Origin of the sequence: Allobosea sp. CER48 (assembly GCF_044752385.1) — a bacterium.
Taxonomy (GTDB): domain Bacteria; phylum Pseudomonadota; class Alphaproteobacteria; order Rhizobiales; family Beijerinckiaceae; genus Allobosea.
This window is the reverse complement of record NZ_JBIWYK010000015.1, coordinates 1-16865: the sequence shown is the minus strand read 5'-3', so window position 1 is coordinate 16865 and position 16865 is coordinate 1. Positions and strand designations below refer to the sequence as shown.

The following is a 16865-nucleotide window of genomic DNA, read 5'->3' as shown; positions in this document are numbered from 1 at the left end:
CCAGGCTTCGGTTCGTCTCTCTCCCACTCCCCTCGAGGTGCCATGGGTAAGCCTGTCTCGATCACGATCTCGCATGATCTCGGCCGCGATGCCGCGCTCTCCCGCCTGCGGGGCGGTGTCGATCGCATTCGCGACCGGCTCGGCATGGTCAAGATGCAGCTGGTCGAGGAACGCTGGGAGGGCGACAGCCTGCATTTCGGCGTCGGCGCCCTCGGCCATACCGTCCATGGTCGCGTCGAGGTCGAGGACCAGCTCGTCCGCGTCGAGGTGAGCCTCCCCTGGATACTGGCCGTCTTCGCCGAAAAGCTGAAGATCGGCGTGGAGAAGCAGGGGCAGATCCTCCTGGAGAAGCCGAAGGCCTGACGCTCCCGGCTCTCGGCCGGCCTGCTGGCCGAGCCCGCGCTCCGCCGGCTGTCGGATGCTGCATCGGGCACGCAGAAAAATTCGCCAGCTCCAGCCCAAAAAGACGTACGTCCTTCGGTTGAAATCGACAGCCTCAGACCCCATGCTCCGAAACGTTCCAACAGTTTCGATTTCTTGACGTTTCGGATTTGGGAGACCCATGCATCACGGCCCGCTGATCGCCATCATTGTCGCGGGCCTAGGCCTTGCTTTCGTCTTCGGGGCGCTTGCCCAACGGCTAAGGATTTCTCCCCTCGTCGGCTATCTCCTCGCCGGCGTCGCCGTCGGGCCTTTCACTCCCGGTTTCGTCGCCGACCAGAATCTCGCCAATGAGCTCGCCGAGATCGGCGTCATCCTGCTGATGTTCGGCGTCGGCCTGCACTTCTCCCTGAAGGACCTGCTCTCGGTTAAGGCGATCGCCGTGCCGGGCGCCGTGGTCCAGATCAGCATCGCAACGCTGCTCGGGCTCGGGCTCGGAACGCTGCTCGGCTGGAACTGGTTCTCGGGCGCCGTCTTCGGCCTCGCCCTGTCCACGGCCTCCACGGTGGTGCTGCTGCGGGCGCTGCAGGAGCGCCGGATGGTCCAGACCGAACGCGGGCGCATCGCCGTCGGCTGGCTCATCGTCGAGGACATCGCGATGGTACTGGCCCTCGTGCTGTTGCCGGTGCTGGCAGAGATCATCAACGGCACGCCGTCGGGCGGCAGCGCGCCGCTGGCGACGCGCTTCGACCTCGGCGTCTGGGGCGTCCTCGGCCTGACCTTCGCCAAGCTCGTCGGTTTCGTCGCCTTCATGCTCGTCGTCGGCCGGCGCGTCATTCCATGGGTGCTGCACTGGGTGGCCCATACCGGTTCGCGCGAGCTCTTCCGCCTCGCGGTGCTCGCGGTCGCCCTCGGGGTCGCCTACTCCTCCGCGACCCTGTTCGGCGTCTCCTTTGCCCTCGGCGCGTTTTTCGCGGGCATGATCCTGTCGGAATCGCCGCTTTCGCAGCGCGCCGCCGAGGAGACCCTGCCGCTGCGCGACGCGTTCGCCGTGCTGTTCTTCGTCTCGGTCGGCATGCTCTTCGACCCCGGCATCATCCTGCGGGCGCCCGGACCGCTGATCGCGACGCTCGCCATCATCCTGATCGGCAAGTCCGTCGCCGCCTGGCTGATCGTGCGCGCATTCGGGCGCTCGAATTCGGTTGCGCTCACCATCTCCGCCTCGCTTGCCCAGATCGGCGAGTTCTCGTTCATCCTCGCCGGCCTCGGCACGGCGCTTGGCATCCTCCCGGCCCAGGGCCGCGACCTGATCCTTGCCGGCGCGATCCTCTCCATCCTGCTCAACCCCGTGATGTTCGCGCTGGCGGAGCGCCTGACCAGCGAAGCTCCAGCGACAGCGAAGCCCAAGCCCGCTCCGGCGCCCGAGGCGGCTTCGGCTCCCGAGCAGACGCCCGCTCCGGAGCCGAAGCCGCCAGCGCCGCCCGAGCGCGACATCACCCCGACCCAGCTCAACGATCACATCGTCGTGGTGGGCTATGGCCGCGTCGGCAGCCTCCTCGGCGCCGGCCTGCTGTCACAGGGGTCGAAGCTGCTGGTGATCGAGGACAATCCCGACGCCGTCGAAACGGCCAAGCGCGATGGCGCGGAGCTTCTCGTCGGCAACGCAGCCGACCCGGAGGTCCTCTCGGCCGCGGGAATCGCGCGGGCGGTGCGTCTCTTCGTCGCCATCCCCGGCAGCTTCGAGGCTGGCCAGGTCTGCGAACAGGCACGCGCCGAGAGCCCGACCCTGCCTATCGTCGCCCGCGCCCATTCGGACGCCGAGGTCGCCCATCTCACCAAGTGCGGGGCGACGCTCACGATCATGGGCGAGGCCGAAATCGCACGTGCGATGCTGAGCTTGTGCCAGAACCTGGCCAGCACCGCGGCCGCGAAGGGCCCGGCGGAGACGGAAGCGGGTGTGGCCGCCGCGGAAGCCCGGCCCGAAGAACCTGCCTCCGTCGACGCGGACGCCCCCCGCCTGCTGAAGCCGCGCAAACCAGCACCCGAGAGCCCTTCCGAGGACCCGCCGGCCGCGGCCTGAACGGCAAAGGGCGGGACGCCATGCGCCCCGCCCTTTCCTGTTGCCGCGGCAGTGCCGGAGCCGGCTCAGCCGGCGAGTTCGAAGCGGATGTCCTGTGCGCCTTCCCAGAGCGTCTTGCGGCCGAGCGCGTAGAGGTTCTCGAGGCCCGAGGTCAGGGTCAGGAAGTGGTTGCCGGACAGGACGCCGGCCTTGCTGGCGAACTGCACGCCGCCATAGGCGAGCAGGATCTCGGTCTCGCTGACGCCGCCCGGATAGAGGATGATCTGGCCGGGAGCCGGGTAGGCGGTATTGTTCTCGTAGCCGACGCCGAAATCGAGATCGCCGAGCGGCATCCACACGCCTTCGCCGCTCCAGCGCACATGCACGATCTTGCTGACGAAGGGCAGGTGCCGCAGGAAGGCGGCGCAGGTCTTCGGCGCAGCTTCGAGTTCGAGCTTGCCCTCGAAGGTATACGGCCCGGCGGTGACGATCAGCTTGCTGCTCATGGAAAATCCCTGTCCTTCCGAAAAACGGGTCCCGGACGGTGAATGCCATTTCGCCGCCTCCGCGCGCAAGCGCGGTTGGCGGAACAAGTGAGACGCCGGAACGCGAAGAATTCGGGCAGCCGCGGGAACTCGGCCACGCCTCAGCCGATCGCTTCCCTGAGATCGAGTGTCCCTGCCTTGCCGATCGCGTCGTAATTGCGCTTCAGCCAGCGCTGGGCCGCCGCCCTTCCAATGTCGCGCAACCGGAGCAGGAACGACCATTCGGCGTTCATCCGCGACGAGGAAGTCAGCTCCGCCAACGGCGGGCCGCCGTCGATCCGGTGCATCAGCACGCGCTTGTATTCGTCGCGCGGCAGCTTTCCGGCATCGACGAGCCGGTTGACGAAATCGATGGCGCGCAGCTCGCGCAGCGTCGAGGCGTTGAAGGTGATCTCGTTCAGGCGATCCTGGATCTCGCGCGCCTTGGTCGGCAGCTCCCGGCGCTGGATCGGATTGATCTGCACCAGCAGGATGTCATCGCAATGCGCCTTGTAGAACAGCGGGAACAGGGCCGGATTGCCCATATAGCCACCGTCCCAATAGGCTTCGCCGTCAATCTCCACCGCCTGGAACACCATCGGCAGGCAGGCCGAGGCCATCAGATGGTCCGCCGTCAGGTCGCGGCTTTCGAACACCGCGATCTTGCCGGTGCGGACATTGGTCGCTGCGATGAAGAGCTTCACCGCGTCATGCGCACGCACCTTCTCGAAATCGATGAGGTCGGCGATGACGCCGCGCAGCGGGTTGATATTGAGCGGATTGACGTCGTAGGGGCTCGCGACCTTGGAGAACATCTCCAGGAAGACCAGGCCGGGCGGGGTGCCGTTATGCCCCCAGGCGCCGAGCATCGTGTCGAGCAGCGAGCGCTCCGAGCCGCCATACTTGCCGTCGACGCTGATCGCCCGCCAGAACGCTTCCAGCTTGGCCCGCGCCCCGTCGGCGCCGCCGTCGATCCAGCCTTCCGCCAGCACCACGGCGTTCATCGCACCGGCGCTCGTGCCGGTCAGCGCCTCGATGCCGAGCCGCCCGTCCTCGAGGATGACGTCGAGCACGCCCCAGGTGAAGGCGCCGTGCGCGCCTCCGCCCTGCAGGGCCAGCGAGATCGTCTTCTCCGCCTTCGGCCCGGCCAGTCCCTTGACCGGCTCGGGCTTGCGGGATGGGCGCCCGCTCACGCGGCGGTCCAGCCGCCATCCATCGGCAGCGTTGCCCCGGTGATCGACTTCGCGCCGTCGGTGCACAGGAAGACGGCGAGCGCCGCCACCTGCTCCACCGTGACGAACTGCTTGGTCGGCTGGGCGTCGAGCAGCACGTCGTTGATGACCTGCTCCTTGGTGAGGCCACGCGCCTTCATCGTGTCAGGGATCTGCTTCTCGACCAGCGGCGTCCAGACGTAGCCCGGTGCGATGGCGTTGACGGTGATGCCCTTGGTCGCAACCTCGAGCGCGACCGTCTTGGTCAGCCCCGCGATGCCGTGCTTGGCAGCGACATAGGCTGATTTGAACGGCGAGGCGACGAAGGCGTGCGCGCTGGCCGTGTTGATGATCCGGCCCCAGCCCTTCTCCTTCATCTTCGGCAGGGCCGCACGGATGGTGTGGAAGGCCGAGGACAGGTTGATCGCGATGATCTGGTCCCATTTCTCCAGCGGAAACTCGTCGATCGGCGAGACATACTGGATGCCGGCATTGTTGATGAGGATGTCGATGGCACCGAAGGCCTTCTCGCCCTCGGCGATGAAGCCGGCGATTTCGGCGGGCTTGGTCATGTCCGCCGGCGAAAACACCACCTTGACGCCGAATTCCTTCTCCAGCTCCGTGCGCAGCTTCTCCGCATCGGAAGGCGGCAGGATGCCGTTGATGACGAGATTGGCGCCTTCCGCTGCGAGTGCGCGGGCATAGGCCAGGCCGATGCCCGAAGTCGAGCCGGTGATGGCGGCAGTACGGTCTTTGAGGAACATGAGCGTCAAGGCCCCTGACAATCGAGGAGAAAATGCTTAGGTTCGGGCTGAACGTGGCAATGCCGCAACGACAGGCACTCGCAAGTTGCCCGATGACTCTTTGCAACGCAACATGACGAAAATGCAGCCAGACGCGCATACGCATGACGACCACGTGCATCATACGCATGACGGAAACTGCCGCCATGCGGAGGACCACCGCCGCCATGCCGCGGAGGCGCTGGCGCGCGCCGAACGGATCTGCCGGGAGCGCGGACTGCGCCTGACCCCGATACGGCGGCAGGCGCTGGAGGCGCTCCATGCCGATCACCGCCCGATCGGCGCCTATGATCTCGCCGACCGCATTTCCCCCGCCGGAGGCCGCCGCCTCGCGCCGATCTCGATCTACCGGGCGCTCGATTTCCTGGTGGAGCAAGGCTTCGTCCACCGCCTCTCCTCGAAGAACGCCTATGTCGCCTGCCTCCATGGACATGGGGCGAACGAAGTCGTGGCCTTCCTCATCTGCGAGTCATGCGGCGGCGTCGACGAGGATGCGTCCCCGGCGATGAAGAAAGCCGTGGCGGCCATCGCCGAAACCCGGCAATTCTCGCCCTCCCACCAGATGGTCGAGATCGTCGGCCGCTGCGAGCATTGCCGCAACGCCGCTTCGTGATAGAGCAGCCCGCATGAATGAGCGCGCCTTCTCACATCTGACGCCGGAGCGGGCCGGGCCGCTCGCCCGGCAGCTCACCGTTCCGGTCAAGGTCGGCAACGTCACCGTCGGCGGCGGCGCGCCGATCGTCGTGCAGTCCATGACCAACACCGACACGGCCGACATCGCCGCCACGGTGGCGCAGGTGGCAGCGCTGGCCCGCCAGGGTTCGGAGCTGGTGCGCATCACCGTCGATCGCGACGAGGCCGCAGCCGCCGTGCCGAAGATTCGCGAAAGGCTCGACCGCATCGGCGTCGACGTGCCGCTCGTCGGAGACTTCCACTATATCGGCCACAAGCTGCTCGCCGACCACCCGGCCTGCGCCGAGGCCTTGGCGAAATACCGGATCAACCCGGGCAATGTCGGCTTCAAGGACAAGAAGGACAAGCAGTTCGGCCAGATCGTCGAGCTGGCGATCCGGCACGGCAAGCCGGTGCGCATCGGTGCCAACTGGGGCTCGCTCGATCAGGAACTGCTGACCGTGCTGATGGACGAGAATGCGCGCTCGCCGCGCCCGCTCGACGCACGCGCCATCATGCGCGAGGCCATGGTCCAGTCCGCCCTGCTCTCGGCCGAGCGCGCCGAGGAACTGGGGCTCGGCCGGGAATTCATCATCCTGTCCGCCAAGGTCTCGGGCGTGCAGGACCTGATCACGGTCTATCGCATGCTGGCGAGCCGCTCGAACTATGCCATCCATCTCGGCCTGACCGAGGCGGGCATGGGCTCGAAGGGCATCGTCGCCTCCTCCGCCGCGCTCGGCATCCTCCTGCAGGAAGGCATCGGCGACACGATCCGCTATTCGCTGACGCCGGAGCCCGGCGGCGACCGCACGCTCGAGGTCAGGACGGCGCAGGAACTGCTCCAGACCATGGGCTTCCGCGCGTTCGTGCCGCTCGTCGCCGCCTGCCCCGGTTGCGGGCGCACCACGTCGACCGTCTTCCAGGAACTCGCGCGCGACATCCAGAACTGGATCTCGACCTCGATGCCGGAGTGGAAGACGCGCTATCCCGGGGTCGAGAACCTCAACGTCGCGGTCATGGGCTGCATCGTCAACGGTCCCGGCGAATCCAAGCATGCCGACATCGGCATCTCGCTGCCCGGCACCGGCGAGGCGCCGACCGCGCCCGTCTTCGTCGATGGCAAGAAGGTCGCCACCCTGCGTGGCGCCGGCATCGCGGAGGAGTTCAAGACCATGGTCGCGAGCTATGTCGAACGGCGCTTCGGCGCCGGACCGGGCGCCGCCGGTTAACGCCGTCTTTGCGCGCCGTCCGCATTATGCTAGAGGCCCCGGCCTTTCGCTGCACCGCAGCACGCGCGGAGATCCCTGATGGGGCATGAGAAGCCGAATCCTGCGACCGTAAGGCCAGAGGATTCCCGTTTCGGGCTGGATGATGGCCATGGCCACTCCGCCGGCCACGGCCATGGCAAATCGGGTTATGCCGCTCTGGCGCTCGGCGCCCTCGGTGTCGTCTACGGCGACATCGGCACCAGCCCGCTCTACGCGCTGCGCGAGACGATCCTGGCTGCGACCGGCGGCGAGGATAACGTCGCGGTCCCCCCCACCGTCGTCATCGGCGTGCTCTCGCTGATCCTCTGGTCGCTCGTCGTCGTCGTGACCCTGAAATACGTCGTGCTGCTGATGCGTGCCGACAACAACGGCGAAGGCGGCATCCTCACCCTCGTGGCACTTGCCCAGCGCAGCCTCGGCCGGGCCCGCAGCCACATGGCCCTGCTGCTCGGCATGATCGGCGCCGGCCTGTTCTACGGCGACACCGTCATCACGCCGGCCATCTCGGTTCTCTCCGCCATCGAAGGCGTCAAGCTGGTCACGCCTGCGCTGAACGACTACATCCTCTGGATCGCCTCGGTGATCCTGATCGGGCTCTTCGTGATGCAGAGCCACGGCACCCATCGCGTCGCGACCTTCTTCGGCCCGATCATGCTGATCTGGTTCCTGACGCTGGCGGGCCTCGGCATCTATCACATCGCCGACGACCTCAGCGTCTTCCGCTCGATCAACCCCTATTACGCGCTGCTGTTCTTCCGCGACCATGCCGGCGTGGCGCTGGCCGTGCTCGGCTCGGTCTGCCTGGCGGTGACGGGCGCGGAAGCGCTCTATGCCGATATGGGCCATTTCGGCCGCGGGCCGATCCGCGGCGCCTGGCTCTATGTCGTCTTCCCGGCCCTGTGGCTCAACTATCTCGGCCAGGGAGCGCTGATCCTCGCCGACCCCAGCGCCATCGACAATCCGTTCTACCGGCTCGCGCCGGAGGGGCTGCTGCTGCCCTTCGTCGTCATGGCGACGGTCGCGACCATCATCGCCAGCCAGTCCGTCATCACCGGCGCCTTCTCGCTGACCCGGCAGGCGATCCAGCTCGGCCTGCTGCCGCGCATGGAGATCCGCCACACTTCGGAGCAGACCTCCGGCCAGATCTACGTGCCGCGCGTCAACCTGCTGCTGCTCGTCGTCGTGCTGATCCTGGTCTGGTCGTTCCGGACCTCGTCGAGCCTGTCGCATGCCTACGGCATCTCGGTCTTCGGCACGATGGTCGTCTCCTCGCTGCTCGCCGCCATCGTGATCCGGCGCCACTGGGGCTGGAGCCTGCCCGCGACAGCCGCGCTCATCACGCCCTTCTTCCTGGTCGACGTCTCCTTCTTCTCGGCCAACATGCTGAAGCTGTTCCACGGCGGCTATGTGCCGGTGCTGCTTGCAATGGGCCTGACGCTGGTGATGTGGACCTGGATGCGCGGCACCAAGATCCTCTTCGACAAGACTCGCAAGACCGACGTGCCGCTGCTCGAGCTCGTCACCATGCTGTCGAAGAGCCCGCCTGCCCGCGTGAAGGGGATGGCCGTGTTCCTGACCAGCGATCCGGAGACGGCTCCCGCCTCGCTGCTGCACAACCTCAAGCACAACAAGGTGCTGCACGAGCGCAACGTCATCCTGACGGTCCGCTCGGCCGATACGCCGCGCGTGCCGGAGGAGGAACGCGTCCGCCTCGCCCGCATCACCGACGACTTCTGGCGCGTCGACATGGTCTACGGCTACATGGAAAGCCCGAACGTGCCCAAGGGGCTCGCCATGCTGCGCAAGCAGGGCTTCAAGTTCGACATCATGTCGACCTCGTTCTTCCTGTCGCGCCGTTCGATCAAGCCCTCGCCCCAGTCCGGCATGCCGATCTGGCAGGACAATCTCTTCATCGGCCTGACGAAGAGCGCGACCGACGCGACGAACTTCTTCCAGATCCCGACCGGCCGTGTCGTCGAGGTCGGCACGCAGGTCACGGTCTGAAGGAAGCCGCTGACGAGCGTCAGGCTCGGGTCGGACCTGGGCCTTTCAGGAAAGGCGCGAGGAACCCTCTCCCGGAGGGAGAGGGAGGGGTCAGGTGAAGGCCGTTGGACGCTTTGGCTGCGACCTGACCGTTGCTGCGGTCAGGCCGGCGTCCTCTGGTCCTATCCCCCCTGCGCAAGCCCGACATGACGCCCCGTTTCTCCGGCCTCAGTCGAGCCTGGCCGAGGCGGCTTCCTCCGGCACATGCCGCACCCGCTCGCGATAGAGCAGGTAGAGCCCTGAGGTGATGACGATTCCGGCGCCGACGAAGGTCCAGCGATCCGGCCACTGGTCGAACACCAGCCAGCCGAGCAGCACCATCCAGACGATCTGCGAGTAGATGAAGGGCGCCAGCACGGTCGCCGGTGCGAGCCGATGCGCCAGGATCAGCAGCCAGTGGCCGAAGCCCCCGAGCGCACCGACCGCGAGCATCAGCAGCCAGGGCAGCACCCCTTGCGGCGTCTCCCAGATCCAGGGCAGCAGCGGAACGGTGGCGAGCGTCCCGGCCAGCCCCGAATAGGTCATCGTGGTTTCCGATGAATCATGGCCGGAGAGCACGCGCGTCGACAGCGAATAAAAGGCGAAGCAGAAGCAGCCGAGCACGCTGAGCAGCGCCGCCGGATGCATGCCGCCGCTGCCCGGGCGCGTCACCACCAGCACGCCAAGGAAGCCGACCCCGATCGCCGCGAGGCGGCGCGGCCCCGGCCATTCGCCGAGCAACGGTCCGGAAAACAGCGCCACCAGGAGCGGCCCGGCGAACATGATCGAAATCGTCTCGGCGAGCTGGAGATAGCGCAGCGCCACGAAGTTGAGCGCGGTCGAGCCGAGCAAAAGCAGCGACCGGCCCCATTGCAGCCACGGCCGCTTCGTGCGCAGCACGCCGGGATGCGTCCAGGGGTTGATCAGGGCGAACACCATGATCATGCTGCCGGCGTAGCGCGCGAACACCACCTGCAGCGGGTTCATCGACTGGCCCAGCCATTTCGCGCTGGTATCGAGCAGCGAAAACAACAGAACCGCGAGCCCCATCAGGCCGATGGCTGCTAGTCGTGCTCGTCCCGCTTCGGGAGAAGCCTCGGATGGCTGGGGCACGTCCGGTTCGCTATGCTCTGAGTGAATGACGAAACCAGATTGAACCGATTTAAGGGCCGTCGCCAGCGCTCAGGCGCATGCACTCCATGCGGAAATCAGGCGTCGCTGTCGGCTTCGTCGAGATCGGCATCCGGATCGTCATGGTCGGCGCCGGCCTTGGAGAGGCCCTTCGCGGCCTTGCGCAGGAGCTTGCGCAGCTGCTTGCGCTCCTTGCCGTCGAGCTTGTCGAGAAGTTCTTCCTCGACATCGTTCCAGACGGCATCGAGCTCTGCGGCGGTCTTCTGTCCGGCTTCCGTCAACGCGACCTGCACCAGCCGGCCGTCGCGGTTGCCACCCTCGCGCGTCACGAGTCCCTGGAGCGACAGTCGCCCGATCGTCTTCGACACGGTCGGCGGCTTCACGCGCAGCAGCGCGGCGAGCTCACCCATCGTCATCGGCGCCGGCTGCAAGGCTTTCAACGCCTGCTCCTGCCCCGGAAACAATCCGAGCCCGTTCAAGCGCTCGCCCATCCGCGAGCGATGCAGCCGGGCGGTGACGAGCAGGGCACGGCCGACGCTTTTCTCGATTGCCTTGGTCATGGGTCAATCCTTCGGGCCGATCCTTGGACGGATAAGGAGACGCTTCGCCGGCTGCGTAGTCGCGCGCGAACATGACAGACAGATGACAATCGCGTGTCAGAGCTAAATGACGGCCAGCTTTGTGGCGACTTTTTGCAGGAAGGCCTCCCTGCTCTCGGGCGTCGACAGGTTCATCTCATAGTGAGCCAGATAGGTGGTGCGTGCCAGAGGATGGCAGACCGCCCGCAGAGCCCGGCAAACCGCCTTGCGCGGCGGATCTCCCATCAGGAATGCGCGCCAGCGCGAGCCGCCATAGCTCGTCACCGCCACGAGCCTGCGGATGTTGTGCAGTGCCGGCTGGGCCTTGCCGTCCACCATCTTGAACGAGACGCCCGGCAGGAAGACCCGATCGAGGAAACCCTTCAGGATGGCCGGGTAGCCGAAGTTCCAGACGGGGAAGCACAGGACCAGCGCTTCCGCCGCCCGTAGCCGCTCGACATAGCCGGCAACCGGCAATGTGTTGCTGGCTGTATCATGGTAGCCGCGACGCTCGCCGCAGCTCAGCACCGGGTCGAAGCCATCGGCATAGAGGTCGCAATCATCGACCTCGTGCCCCGCCTGCTTCAGCGTCGCGACCACCGTCTGATGGACCGCCGCGCCGAAGCTCTCCGGAACGGGATGGGCATAGAGCACGAGAACGCGCATGGCAGGCCGGTCGCTTAGCCGACGCCGGCTTCGGCGAGGCTGCGGAACAGGAAGGTCTTGCCCGAGCGGTAATCGTAGCTCGGATCCTCCCAGGCGATCATCTTGCCGGGGTTGAGCAGGCCCTGCGGATCAGCCTCGCGCTTGAAGGCGAGCTGCGTCTCGTCGGTCTGCTTCATGCCGCCCTCCTCCAGCGTGTAGCGGTGCGGATTGAAGATCGGCGCGCCCATCTCCTCATGAATGGCCATGATCTCCTCCAGCCGCTCCTCGCTGGTGAAGCGCACCAGCGGCAGGCCGAAGCAGGTTATCTTGCCGTCGAAGCGTACGAATTCGAGATGGCAGGTCACCTCGTCGCCGAAGCGGGCATGGATCTTGTCGACCAGGTCGACCTGGTTGGGGAAGGGGTAGAGCACCTGCAGATAGGTGATCGCGGGGTCGACGCGCAGCGCCCGGAGCGTCGTGTGGTTCCAGCCGAGCTCATAGGCCGGCGGCAGGCCCTTCGCGTCCTCCGGGGAAAGCTTGTCGGTGCGCAGCAGCAGTTCGGCGCCCTTGAAGCGGCGGGCATAGGCGCAGAGCGCATCCACCGCGAAATCGGCGGCCATGACGATGACCAGATGGCTGTCGCGCGGCAGGAACTTGCGGTGGCGCAGGAAATAGTCGTGCGGCGCCGGCGCGGCGATGACGCAGAGATTCTTCAGTGCGAGACCATCCTGCTCGCCGACCGAATTGGCGAATTCGGTCGCGGCGCGCAGGTCGTCGAAGCCGACGATGACGTCGACCCAGCTATAGGCCGGCCCGAGCGGCATCTCGACCTCGGTGATGATGCCGTTGGTGCCGTAGGCATGCGCGACCTTGTGCAGGTCCTCGCCGGAGAATTCGAGGATGCGCGGGCTCTTCTCCATCGTCGCGACCTTGAGCCGGATGATGTTGCCCCAGTCGCGCAGGCCGCCCCATTTGATCGAGCCGACGCCGCCCGAGCCGCCGGCGATGAAGCCGCCGATCGAAGCCGTCTGGTAGGTGGAAGGGTGCAGGCGCAGCTCCTGGCGCGAGTGCGTCCGCGTCTCGTCGTCGATATGGGCCATGATCGCGCCGGGCTCGGCGACATAGCGGCCGGCCGCGATCTCCTTGACCTTGTTGAAGCCGGACAGGTCCAGCAACACGCCGCCGGAGAGCGGCATCGCCTGGCCGTAATTGCCGGTGCCGGTGCCGCGCGGCGTGACGGGAATGCCGAGTTCGTGGCAGGCCGCGAGCACCTGCACCACCTCCGCCTCGCTCGTCGGCGAGACGACGATGTCGGCGACGACATGATCGAGCTGGCGCTTCAGGATCGGCGAATACCAGAAGAAGTCGCGGCTCTTCTGCTTCACCAGCGCCGGGTTCTCCTCGGTGCGGATGCCACCGAGGCGGCTCTTCAGCGTGGCGATGTCGTAGCGTGCGGTCATGCGGGGTGTCCCTGTGGCGTCATGCTGGCCCTGGTGGCGAGCATCCACGTCCTGAACACCGCCCGCGAGGGAGGAAGACGTGGATGGTCGGCACAGGGCCGACCATGACGGGAAAGGTCATGGCGGGTGAATGTCGTCACGTCGCGCTCGCCATCAGATGATCGAGTTCGCGGTAGTCCGGCAGGGTCCGGTCGATCGCACGGCCCGAGACCAGCACAGTTCGATCGGCCTGAGGCCGGGAGAAGAGTTCGGTCCAGTCGCGCGCCCGCGTCAGGATGAGGTCTGCCGCCGCGCCGACGGCGATGCGCCCGGCACCTCGCAGCCCCATCGTATCGGCCGGCGTGCGCGCCACGGCATCGGCCCAGTCCGGGCCGGAATGGTCGAGCTGGAGAATGCGCGTGCCCTCGCGCAGCGCCTCGACGAGATCGAGGTCCCCATAGGCGTAGAACGGGTCGCGCGTATTGTCGGAGGCGATCATCACAGGCACACCGGCAGCCTTCAGCTCGTGCAGCGCCGTGACCCCGCGCCAGCGCGGCGTTCGGCCGGGCTGCCGGTCCTGCAGGTACATGTTGCACATCGGCAGCGAGACCACGGCGATTCCGGCCTCCCTGACCTTGGCAATGATGCGCGCCTCGTCTGCCGGCGCCTGCAGGCCGAGCGAGCAGCAATGCCCGCACAGGATGCGGCCGGTGAACCGATGGCGCAGCGCCGCATCGGCGATGTGCTCCAGCGAACGCGCCGAGGGGTCGTTGGTCTCGTCGACATGGAAGTCGAGATCGAAGCCGTTCTCGATCGCCGCCCGGAACAGGATGTCGAGGGCGCGGTCGAGCTCCGGGATCATGTAGGTGACGCAGCCGAGCAGCTTGTCGCCATGCGCCCTCACCGCCGCGACGACCGCCGCCATATGCGCCGGATCGAGCGCGGCATCGGCGCCGAACAGCGGCGAGGCCTGCACGGCGATCCGCCCGGCCCATTCGGCCCGCAGCTCGGCATGGACCGGCCAGGAAATGCCGATCTGCGCGCCGAGAGAGTCGAGATGGGTGCGCAGCGCCGCCGTGCCATGGGCGAAGGCGGTCCGCAACGAGAAGTCCATTCGCGTCCGCACGTCCCGCTCCGACCAGTTCGCCTCGCGATCGGCGCCGACGGCCGCGAGCGCACCGGGGAAGGTGCCATCGGGATTGGGGCTGCGCGGCCAGATATGGCCCTTGTCGATATGGGTGTGACAATCCACCAGCCGCGGCAGCGCCATGCCGCCGTCGAGGCTGAACCAAGGCTGGGCTCCGCCGGGCGCTGCGCCGGCAGGCGTGATCGCCTCGATCCGCCCGTCGGCGATGGTGAGATCGACGCGTGCCAACCCGTTGCGGTCGCCAGCGACGTCGGCGCCCTCGATCAGGCAGGCTGGGACACACAGGTCTGTCAGGCGGTAGGCGGGGGCATCGGGCAGGCGGGCGAAACCGGTCGTCACGTTGTCCTTGCCCTTTCCATCACAGCCTGTCCCGGTCCGTCGATACCGGGCCGTCCGCGTGCCCGCAAGCCGCAGCCGTCCCTCCTCCCCCGCCGATGGCGCCTGCGGGCATGCGATCGCCGCATTCGGGCTTGTCCGGGCGGCCCGGATCGCGCATGAGGGCGGCGTCATCAGCAAGGACGAGGTCGCCCCATGACCGCCGAAGCCCGCATCATCGACGGCAAGGCCGCCGCCGCCGCGCTCAGGGCCGAGATCGGCCGCGAGGTCGCCGCGATCAAGGCCGCGCGTGGCGTCGTGCCCGGCCTGCATGTCGTCCTCGTCGGGGAGGATCCGGCGAGCAAGGTCTATGTCGCCTCGAAGGAGAAGCTGGCCGTCGAAGTCGGCATGAACTCGGTCGCCCACCGGCTCCCGGCCGAGACCACCGAGACGGAACTCCTCGCCAAGCTGGCCGAACTCAACGCGGATGGCAGCGTCGACGGCATTCTCGTCCAGCTGCCGCTGCCGAAGCATATCGACACCGGCCGCATCATCGACGCCATCGACCCGGCCAAGGATGTCGACGGGCTGCACCCGATCAATGCGGGCCTGCTCGCCGGCGGCAAGAACGGCCTCGTGCCATGCACGCCGCTCGGCTGCATGCTGCTGCTGAAGCAGACCCTGCCCGCGCTGTCCGGGCTCGATGCGGTGGTGATCGGCCGCTCCGAGCTGGTCGGCCGCCCGGTCGCGCAATTGCTGCTTCAGGCCGACTGCACCGTCACCATCGCGCATTCCCGCACGCGTGACCTGCCTGCCGTGGTGAAGCGCGCCGAAATCGTCATCGCCGCGGTTGGCCGCCCGCGCATGGTCAAGGGCGACTGGATCAAGCCCGGCGCCACCGTCATCGACGTCGGCATCAACCGCCTGCCGGACGGCAAGCTCACCGGCGACGTCGACTTCGCCGAGGCCGTGAAGGTCGCGGGCGCGATCACCCCGGTCCCCGGCGGCGTCGGCCCGATGACCATCGCCTGCCTGCTCAAGAACACGCTGACGGCCTTCCACGCCCGGCGCGGCTAAGCTCAGCAGTCAACGAGGCCGCCACAGGCGGCCCGCTTTGCTCAGTAGTTCTCGAACGAAAAAAGGAGCTGCAGTCCTGCAGCTCCTTTTTTTCGTTCTTGCAACAGGGCCGCGCCAGAGGCACGGCCCGCCAAACCGATCACATATGGATCTGACGCTTCTCGACCGCCATCGCGGCTTCCTTCACCGCCTCGGCCAGCGTTGGATGCGCATGGCAGGTGCGGGCGAGATCCTCGGACGAGCCGCCGAACTCCATCAGCACCGTCACCTCGGCGATCAGGTCGCCGGCATGGGGGCCGATGATGTGGCAGCCGAGCACGCGGTCGGTCTTGGCATCGGCCAGCACCTTCACGAAGCCATCGGTGTGGCGCATGGCGCGGGCGCGGCCATTGGCCGTGAACGGGAACTTGCCGATCTTGTACTCGACTCCGGCCGCCTTGAGCTCTTCCTCGGTCTTGCCGATCGCAGCGACTTCCGGCGCGGTGTATACGATGCCGGGAATGGCATCGTAGTTCACATGGCCATGCTTGCCGGCGATGATCTCGGCAACGGCGACGCCCTCATCCTCGGCCTTGTGCGCCAGCATCGGCCCACGCACCACGTCGCCGATCGCATAGATGCCGGCAACATTGGTCTTGAAATGGTCGTCGATGACGACGCGGCCGCGCTCGGTGGCGACGCCGGCCTTGTCGAGGCCGAGGCCATCCGTGTTCGGACGGCGGCCGATCGCGACCAGCACGATGTCGGCATTGAGGGTCTTGGCCTCGCCGCCGGCGGCGGGCTCGACGGTGACGGTCGCGCCCTTCTTGCCGGTTTCGACCTTGGTGACCTTGGAGCCGAGCTGGAAGGTGAAGCCCTGCTTCTCCAGGATGCGCTGGAACTGCTTGGCGACCTCGCCGTCCATGCCGGGCAGGATGCGGTCGAGGAACTCGACGACGGTGACCTTGGCGCCGAGACGGCTCCACACCGAGCCGATCTCGAGGCCGATCACGCCGGCGCCGACCACGACCAGCTCCTTCGGAACCGCGCCGATCTCGAGCGCGCCGGTCGAGGTGACGACCGTCTTCTCGTCGATCTCGACGCCCGGCAGCGGCGCCGATTCCGAACCCGTCGCGATGACGATGTTCTTGGTCTCCAGCTCCTGCGTCTTGCCGTCCTCGGCGGTGACGACGACCTTGCCTGCCGCGGGAATCGAAGCCGTGCCGTGGAAGGCCTCGATCTTGTTCTTCTTCAGGAGGAAGCCGACGCCGTTGACGTTGGCGTCGATGGTCTCCTGCTTGTGGGCCATCATCGCCTTGAGGTCGAGCTTCGGCGTGCCGACGACGACGCCGAGCTTCTCGAAGGTGTGGCCGGCTTCCTCGAACATCTCGGAGGCGTGCAGCAGCGCCTTCGACGGGATGCAGCCGACGTTCAGGCAGGTGCCGCCATGCGTCTTGCGTTTCTCGACGACCGCGACCTTGAGGCCGAGCTGGGCGGCGCGGATGGCGCAGACATAGCCCCCGGGGCCGGTTCCGATGACGACGAGATCGTAGGCCATGACGTCCTTCCGCTGACGGGCTCGAGGCCGCGGGCGAAGGCCGCGGCTGGATGGCG

The 16865-nt window shown here is 67.1% G+C and carries 15 protein-coding genes; 6 read left to right on the top strand and 9 right to left on the bottom strand.

The window, feature by feature from the left end; genetic code table 11:
* Window positions 1–42 precede the first annotated feature (42 nt).
* Window positions 43–363 carry a polyhydroxyalkanoic acid system family protein gene (locus tag ACIPIA_RS01440; RefSeq protein ID WP_400505967.1) on the top strand — a complete coding sequence of 107 codons (321 nt, stop codon included), beginning with the start codon at window positions 43–45 and terminating at the stop codon, window positions 361–363.
* Window positions 364–562: 199 nt separating this feature from the next.
* Window positions 563–2461, top strand: a complete 1899-nt coding sequence (locus ACIPIA_RS01435) for a cation:proton antiporter domain-containing protein (RefSeq protein ID WP_400505964.1) — start codon at window positions 563–565, stop codon at window positions 2459–2461.
* 65 nt (window positions 2462–2526) lie between these two features.
* On the opposite strand, the gene ACIPIA_RS01430 is transcribed toward ACIPIA_RS01435, so the two are convergent.
* The 3 genes from ACIPIA_RS01430 to ACIPIA_RS01420 all read right to left on the bottom strand — a co-directional run bounded on the left by ACIPIA_RS01430 (window position 2527) and on the right by ACIPIA_RS01420 (window position 4939).
* The gene (locus tag ACIPIA_RS01430; protein WP_400505963.1) at window positions 2527–2946 is read right to left on the bottom strand and encodes a DUF3830 family protein; all 420 of its coding nucleotides are present in this window, start codon (window positions 2944–2946) and stop codon (window positions 2527–2529) included.
* A 140-nt stretch (window positions 2947–3086) separates the two neighbouring features.
* On the bottom strand, window positions 3087–4157 hold the full coding sequence (locus ACIPIA_RS01425; RefSeq protein ID WP_400505961.1) for a patatin-like phospholipase family protein: 1071 nt from the start codon (window positions 4155–4157) through the stop codon (window positions 3087–3089).
* Complete coding sequence (locus ACIPIA_RS01420) at window positions 4154–4939, bottom strand: 3-hydroxybutyrate dehydrogenase (RefSeq protein ID WP_400505960.1); 786 nt, start codon at window positions 4937–4939, stop codon at window positions 4154–4156. The genes ACIPIA_RS01425 and ACIPIA_RS01420 overlap by 4 nt, the downstream gene beginning before the upstream one ends.
* Before the next feature lie 112 nt (window positions 4940–5051).
* Here ACIPIA_RS01420 and ACIPIA_RS01415 point away from each other — a divergent pair, with 112 nt between their 5' ends.
* From ACIPIA_RS01415 to ACIPIA_RS01405, 3 genes are all read left to right on the top strand, one after another.
* Entirely contained in the window at window positions 5052–5591 is a 540-nt protein-coding gene (locus ACIPIA_RS01415; RefSeq protein ID WP_400505958.1) for a Fur family transcriptional regulator, read from the top strand.
* A 13-nt stretch (window positions 5592–5604) separates the two neighbouring features.
* Window positions 5605–6879, top strand: a complete 1275-nt coding sequence (gene ispG, locus ACIPIA_RS01410; protein WP_400505956.1) for a flavodoxin-dependent (E)-4-hydroxy-3-methylbut-2-enyl-diphosphate synthase — start codon at window positions 5605–5607, stop codon at window positions 6877–6879.
* 78 nt (window positions 6880–6957) lie between these two features.
* Entirely contained in the window at window positions 6958–8922 is a 1965-nt protein-coding gene (locus ACIPIA_RS01405; protein ID WP_400505954.1) for a potassium transporter Kup, read from the top strand.
* Between the two features lie 207 nt (window positions 8923–9129).
* On the opposite strand, the gene ACIPIA_RS01400 is transcribed toward ACIPIA_RS01405, so the two are convergent.
* From ACIPIA_RS01400 to ACIPIA_RS01380, 5 genes are all read right to left on the bottom strand, one after another.
* Window positions 9130–9990 carry a DMT family transporter gene (locus ACIPIA_RS01400; RefSeq protein WP_400505952.1) on the bottom strand — a complete coding sequence of 287 codons (861 nt, stop codon included), beginning with the start codon at window positions 9988–9990 and terminating at the stop codon, window positions 9130–9132.
* 158 nt (window positions 9991–10148) lie between these two features.
* Entirely contained in the window at window positions 10149–10631 is a 483-nt protein-coding gene (locus ACIPIA_RS01395; RefSeq protein WP_400505950.1) for a MarR family winged helix-turn-helix transcriptional regulator, read from the bottom strand.
* A 102-nt stretch (window positions 10632–10733) separates the two neighbouring features.
* Complete coding sequence (locus ACIPIA_RS01390) at window positions 10734–11315, bottom strand: NAD(P)H-dependent oxidoreductase (protein ID WP_400505948.1); 582 nt, start codon at window positions 11313–11315, stop codon at window positions 10734–10736.
* Between the two features lie 14 nt (window positions 11316–11329).
* The gene (locus tag ACIPIA_RS01385; RefSeq protein ID WP_400505946.1) at window positions 11330–12754 is read right to left on the bottom strand and encodes an FAD-binding oxidoreductase; all 1425 of its coding nucleotides are present in this window, start codon (window positions 12752–12754) and stop codon (window positions 11330–11332) included.
* Between the two features lie 136 nt (window positions 12755–12890).
* Window positions 12891–14219 carry a cytosine deaminase gene (locus ACIPIA_RS01380; protein ID WP_400505944.1) on the bottom strand — a complete coding sequence of 443 codons (1329 nt, stop codon included), beginning with the start codon at window positions 14217–14219 and terminating at the stop codon, window positions 12891–12893.
* A 192-nt stretch (window positions 14220–14411) separates the two neighbouring features.
* Between ACIPIA_RS01380 and folD the strand changes: the two genes are divergently transcribed.
* Window positions 14412–15272 carry a bifunctional methylenetetrahydrofolate dehydrogenase/methenyltetrahydrofolate cyclohydrolase FolD gene (gene folD / locus ACIPIA_RS01375; protein ID WP_400505942.1) on the top strand — a complete coding sequence of 287 codons (861 nt, stop codon included), beginning with the start codon at window positions 14412–14414 and terminating at the stop codon, window positions 15270–15272.
* A gap of 139 nt (window positions 15273–15411) precedes the next feature.
* On the opposite strand, the gene lpdA is transcribed toward folD, so the two are convergent.
* Window positions 15412–16809: a dihydrolipoyl dehydrogenase gene (gene lpdA / locus ACIPIA_RS01370; RefSeq protein ID WP_400505940.1), complete on the bottom strand. Its 1398-nt coding sequence runs from the start codon at window positions 16807–16809 to the stop codon at window positions 15412–15414.
* Between the last annotated feature and the right edge of the window lie 56 nt (window positions 16810–16865).

What these genes read in the sequence shown, in the direction of transcription:
- ACIPIA_RS01420 (WP_400505960.1), bottom strand. Translation starts at nt 4,939, where the DNA reads ATGTTCCTCAAAGACCGTACTGCCGCCATCACCGGCTCGACTTCGGGC.
- ACIPIA_RS01395 (WP_400505950.1), bottom strand. Translation starts at nt 10,631, where the DNA reads ATGACCAAGGCAATCGAGAAAAGCGTCGGCCGTGCCCTGCTCGTCACC.
- lpdA (WP_400505940.1), bottom strand. Translation starts at nt 16,809, where the DNA reads ATGGCCTACGATCTCGTCGTCATCGGAACCGGCCCCGGGGGCTATGTC.
- ACIPIA_RS01390 (WP_400505948.1), bottom strand. Translation starts at nt 11,315, where the DNA reads ATGCGCGTTCTCGTGCTCTATGCCCATCCCGTTCCGGAGAGCTTCGGC.
- ACIPIA_RS01415 (WP_400505958.1), top strand. Translation starts at nt 5,052, where the DNA reads ATGACGAAAATGCAGCCAGACGCGCATACGCATGACGACCACGTGCAT.
- ACIPIA_RS01385 (WP_400505946.1), bottom strand. Translation starts at nt 12,754, where the DNA reads ATGACCGCACGCTACGACATCGCCACGCTGAAGAGCCGCCTCGGTGGC.
- ispG (WP_400505956.1), top strand. Translation starts at nt 5,605, where the DNA reads ATGAATGAGCGCGCCTTCTCACATCTGACGCCGGAGCGGGCCGGGCCG.
- ACIPIA_RS01435 (WP_400505964.1), top strand. Translation starts at nt 563, where the DNA reads ATGCATCACGGCCCGCTGATCGCCATCATTGTCGCGGGCCTAGGCCTT.
- ACIPIA_RS01400 (WP_400505952.1), bottom strand. Translation starts at nt 9,990, where the DNA reads ATGGGGCTCGCGGTTCTGTTGTTTTCGCTGCTCGATACCAGCGCGAAA.
- ACIPIA_RS01440 (WP_400505967.1), top strand. Translation starts at nt 43, where the DNA reads ATGGGTAAGCCTGTCTCGATCACGATCTCGCATGATCTCGGCCGCGAT.
- ACIPIA_RS01405 (WP_400505954.1), top strand. Translation starts at nt 6,958, where the DNA reads ATGGGGCATGAGAAGCCGAATCCTGCGACCGTAAGGCCAGAGGATTCC.
- ACIPIA_RS01430 (WP_400505963.1), bottom strand. Translation starts at nt 2,946, where the DNA reads ATGAGCAGCAAGCTGATCGTCACCGCCGGGCCGTATACCTTCGAGGGC.
- folD (WP_400505942.1), top strand. Translation starts at nt 14,412, where the DNA reads ATGACCGCCGAAGCCCGCATCATCGACGGCAAGGCCGCCGCCGCCGCG.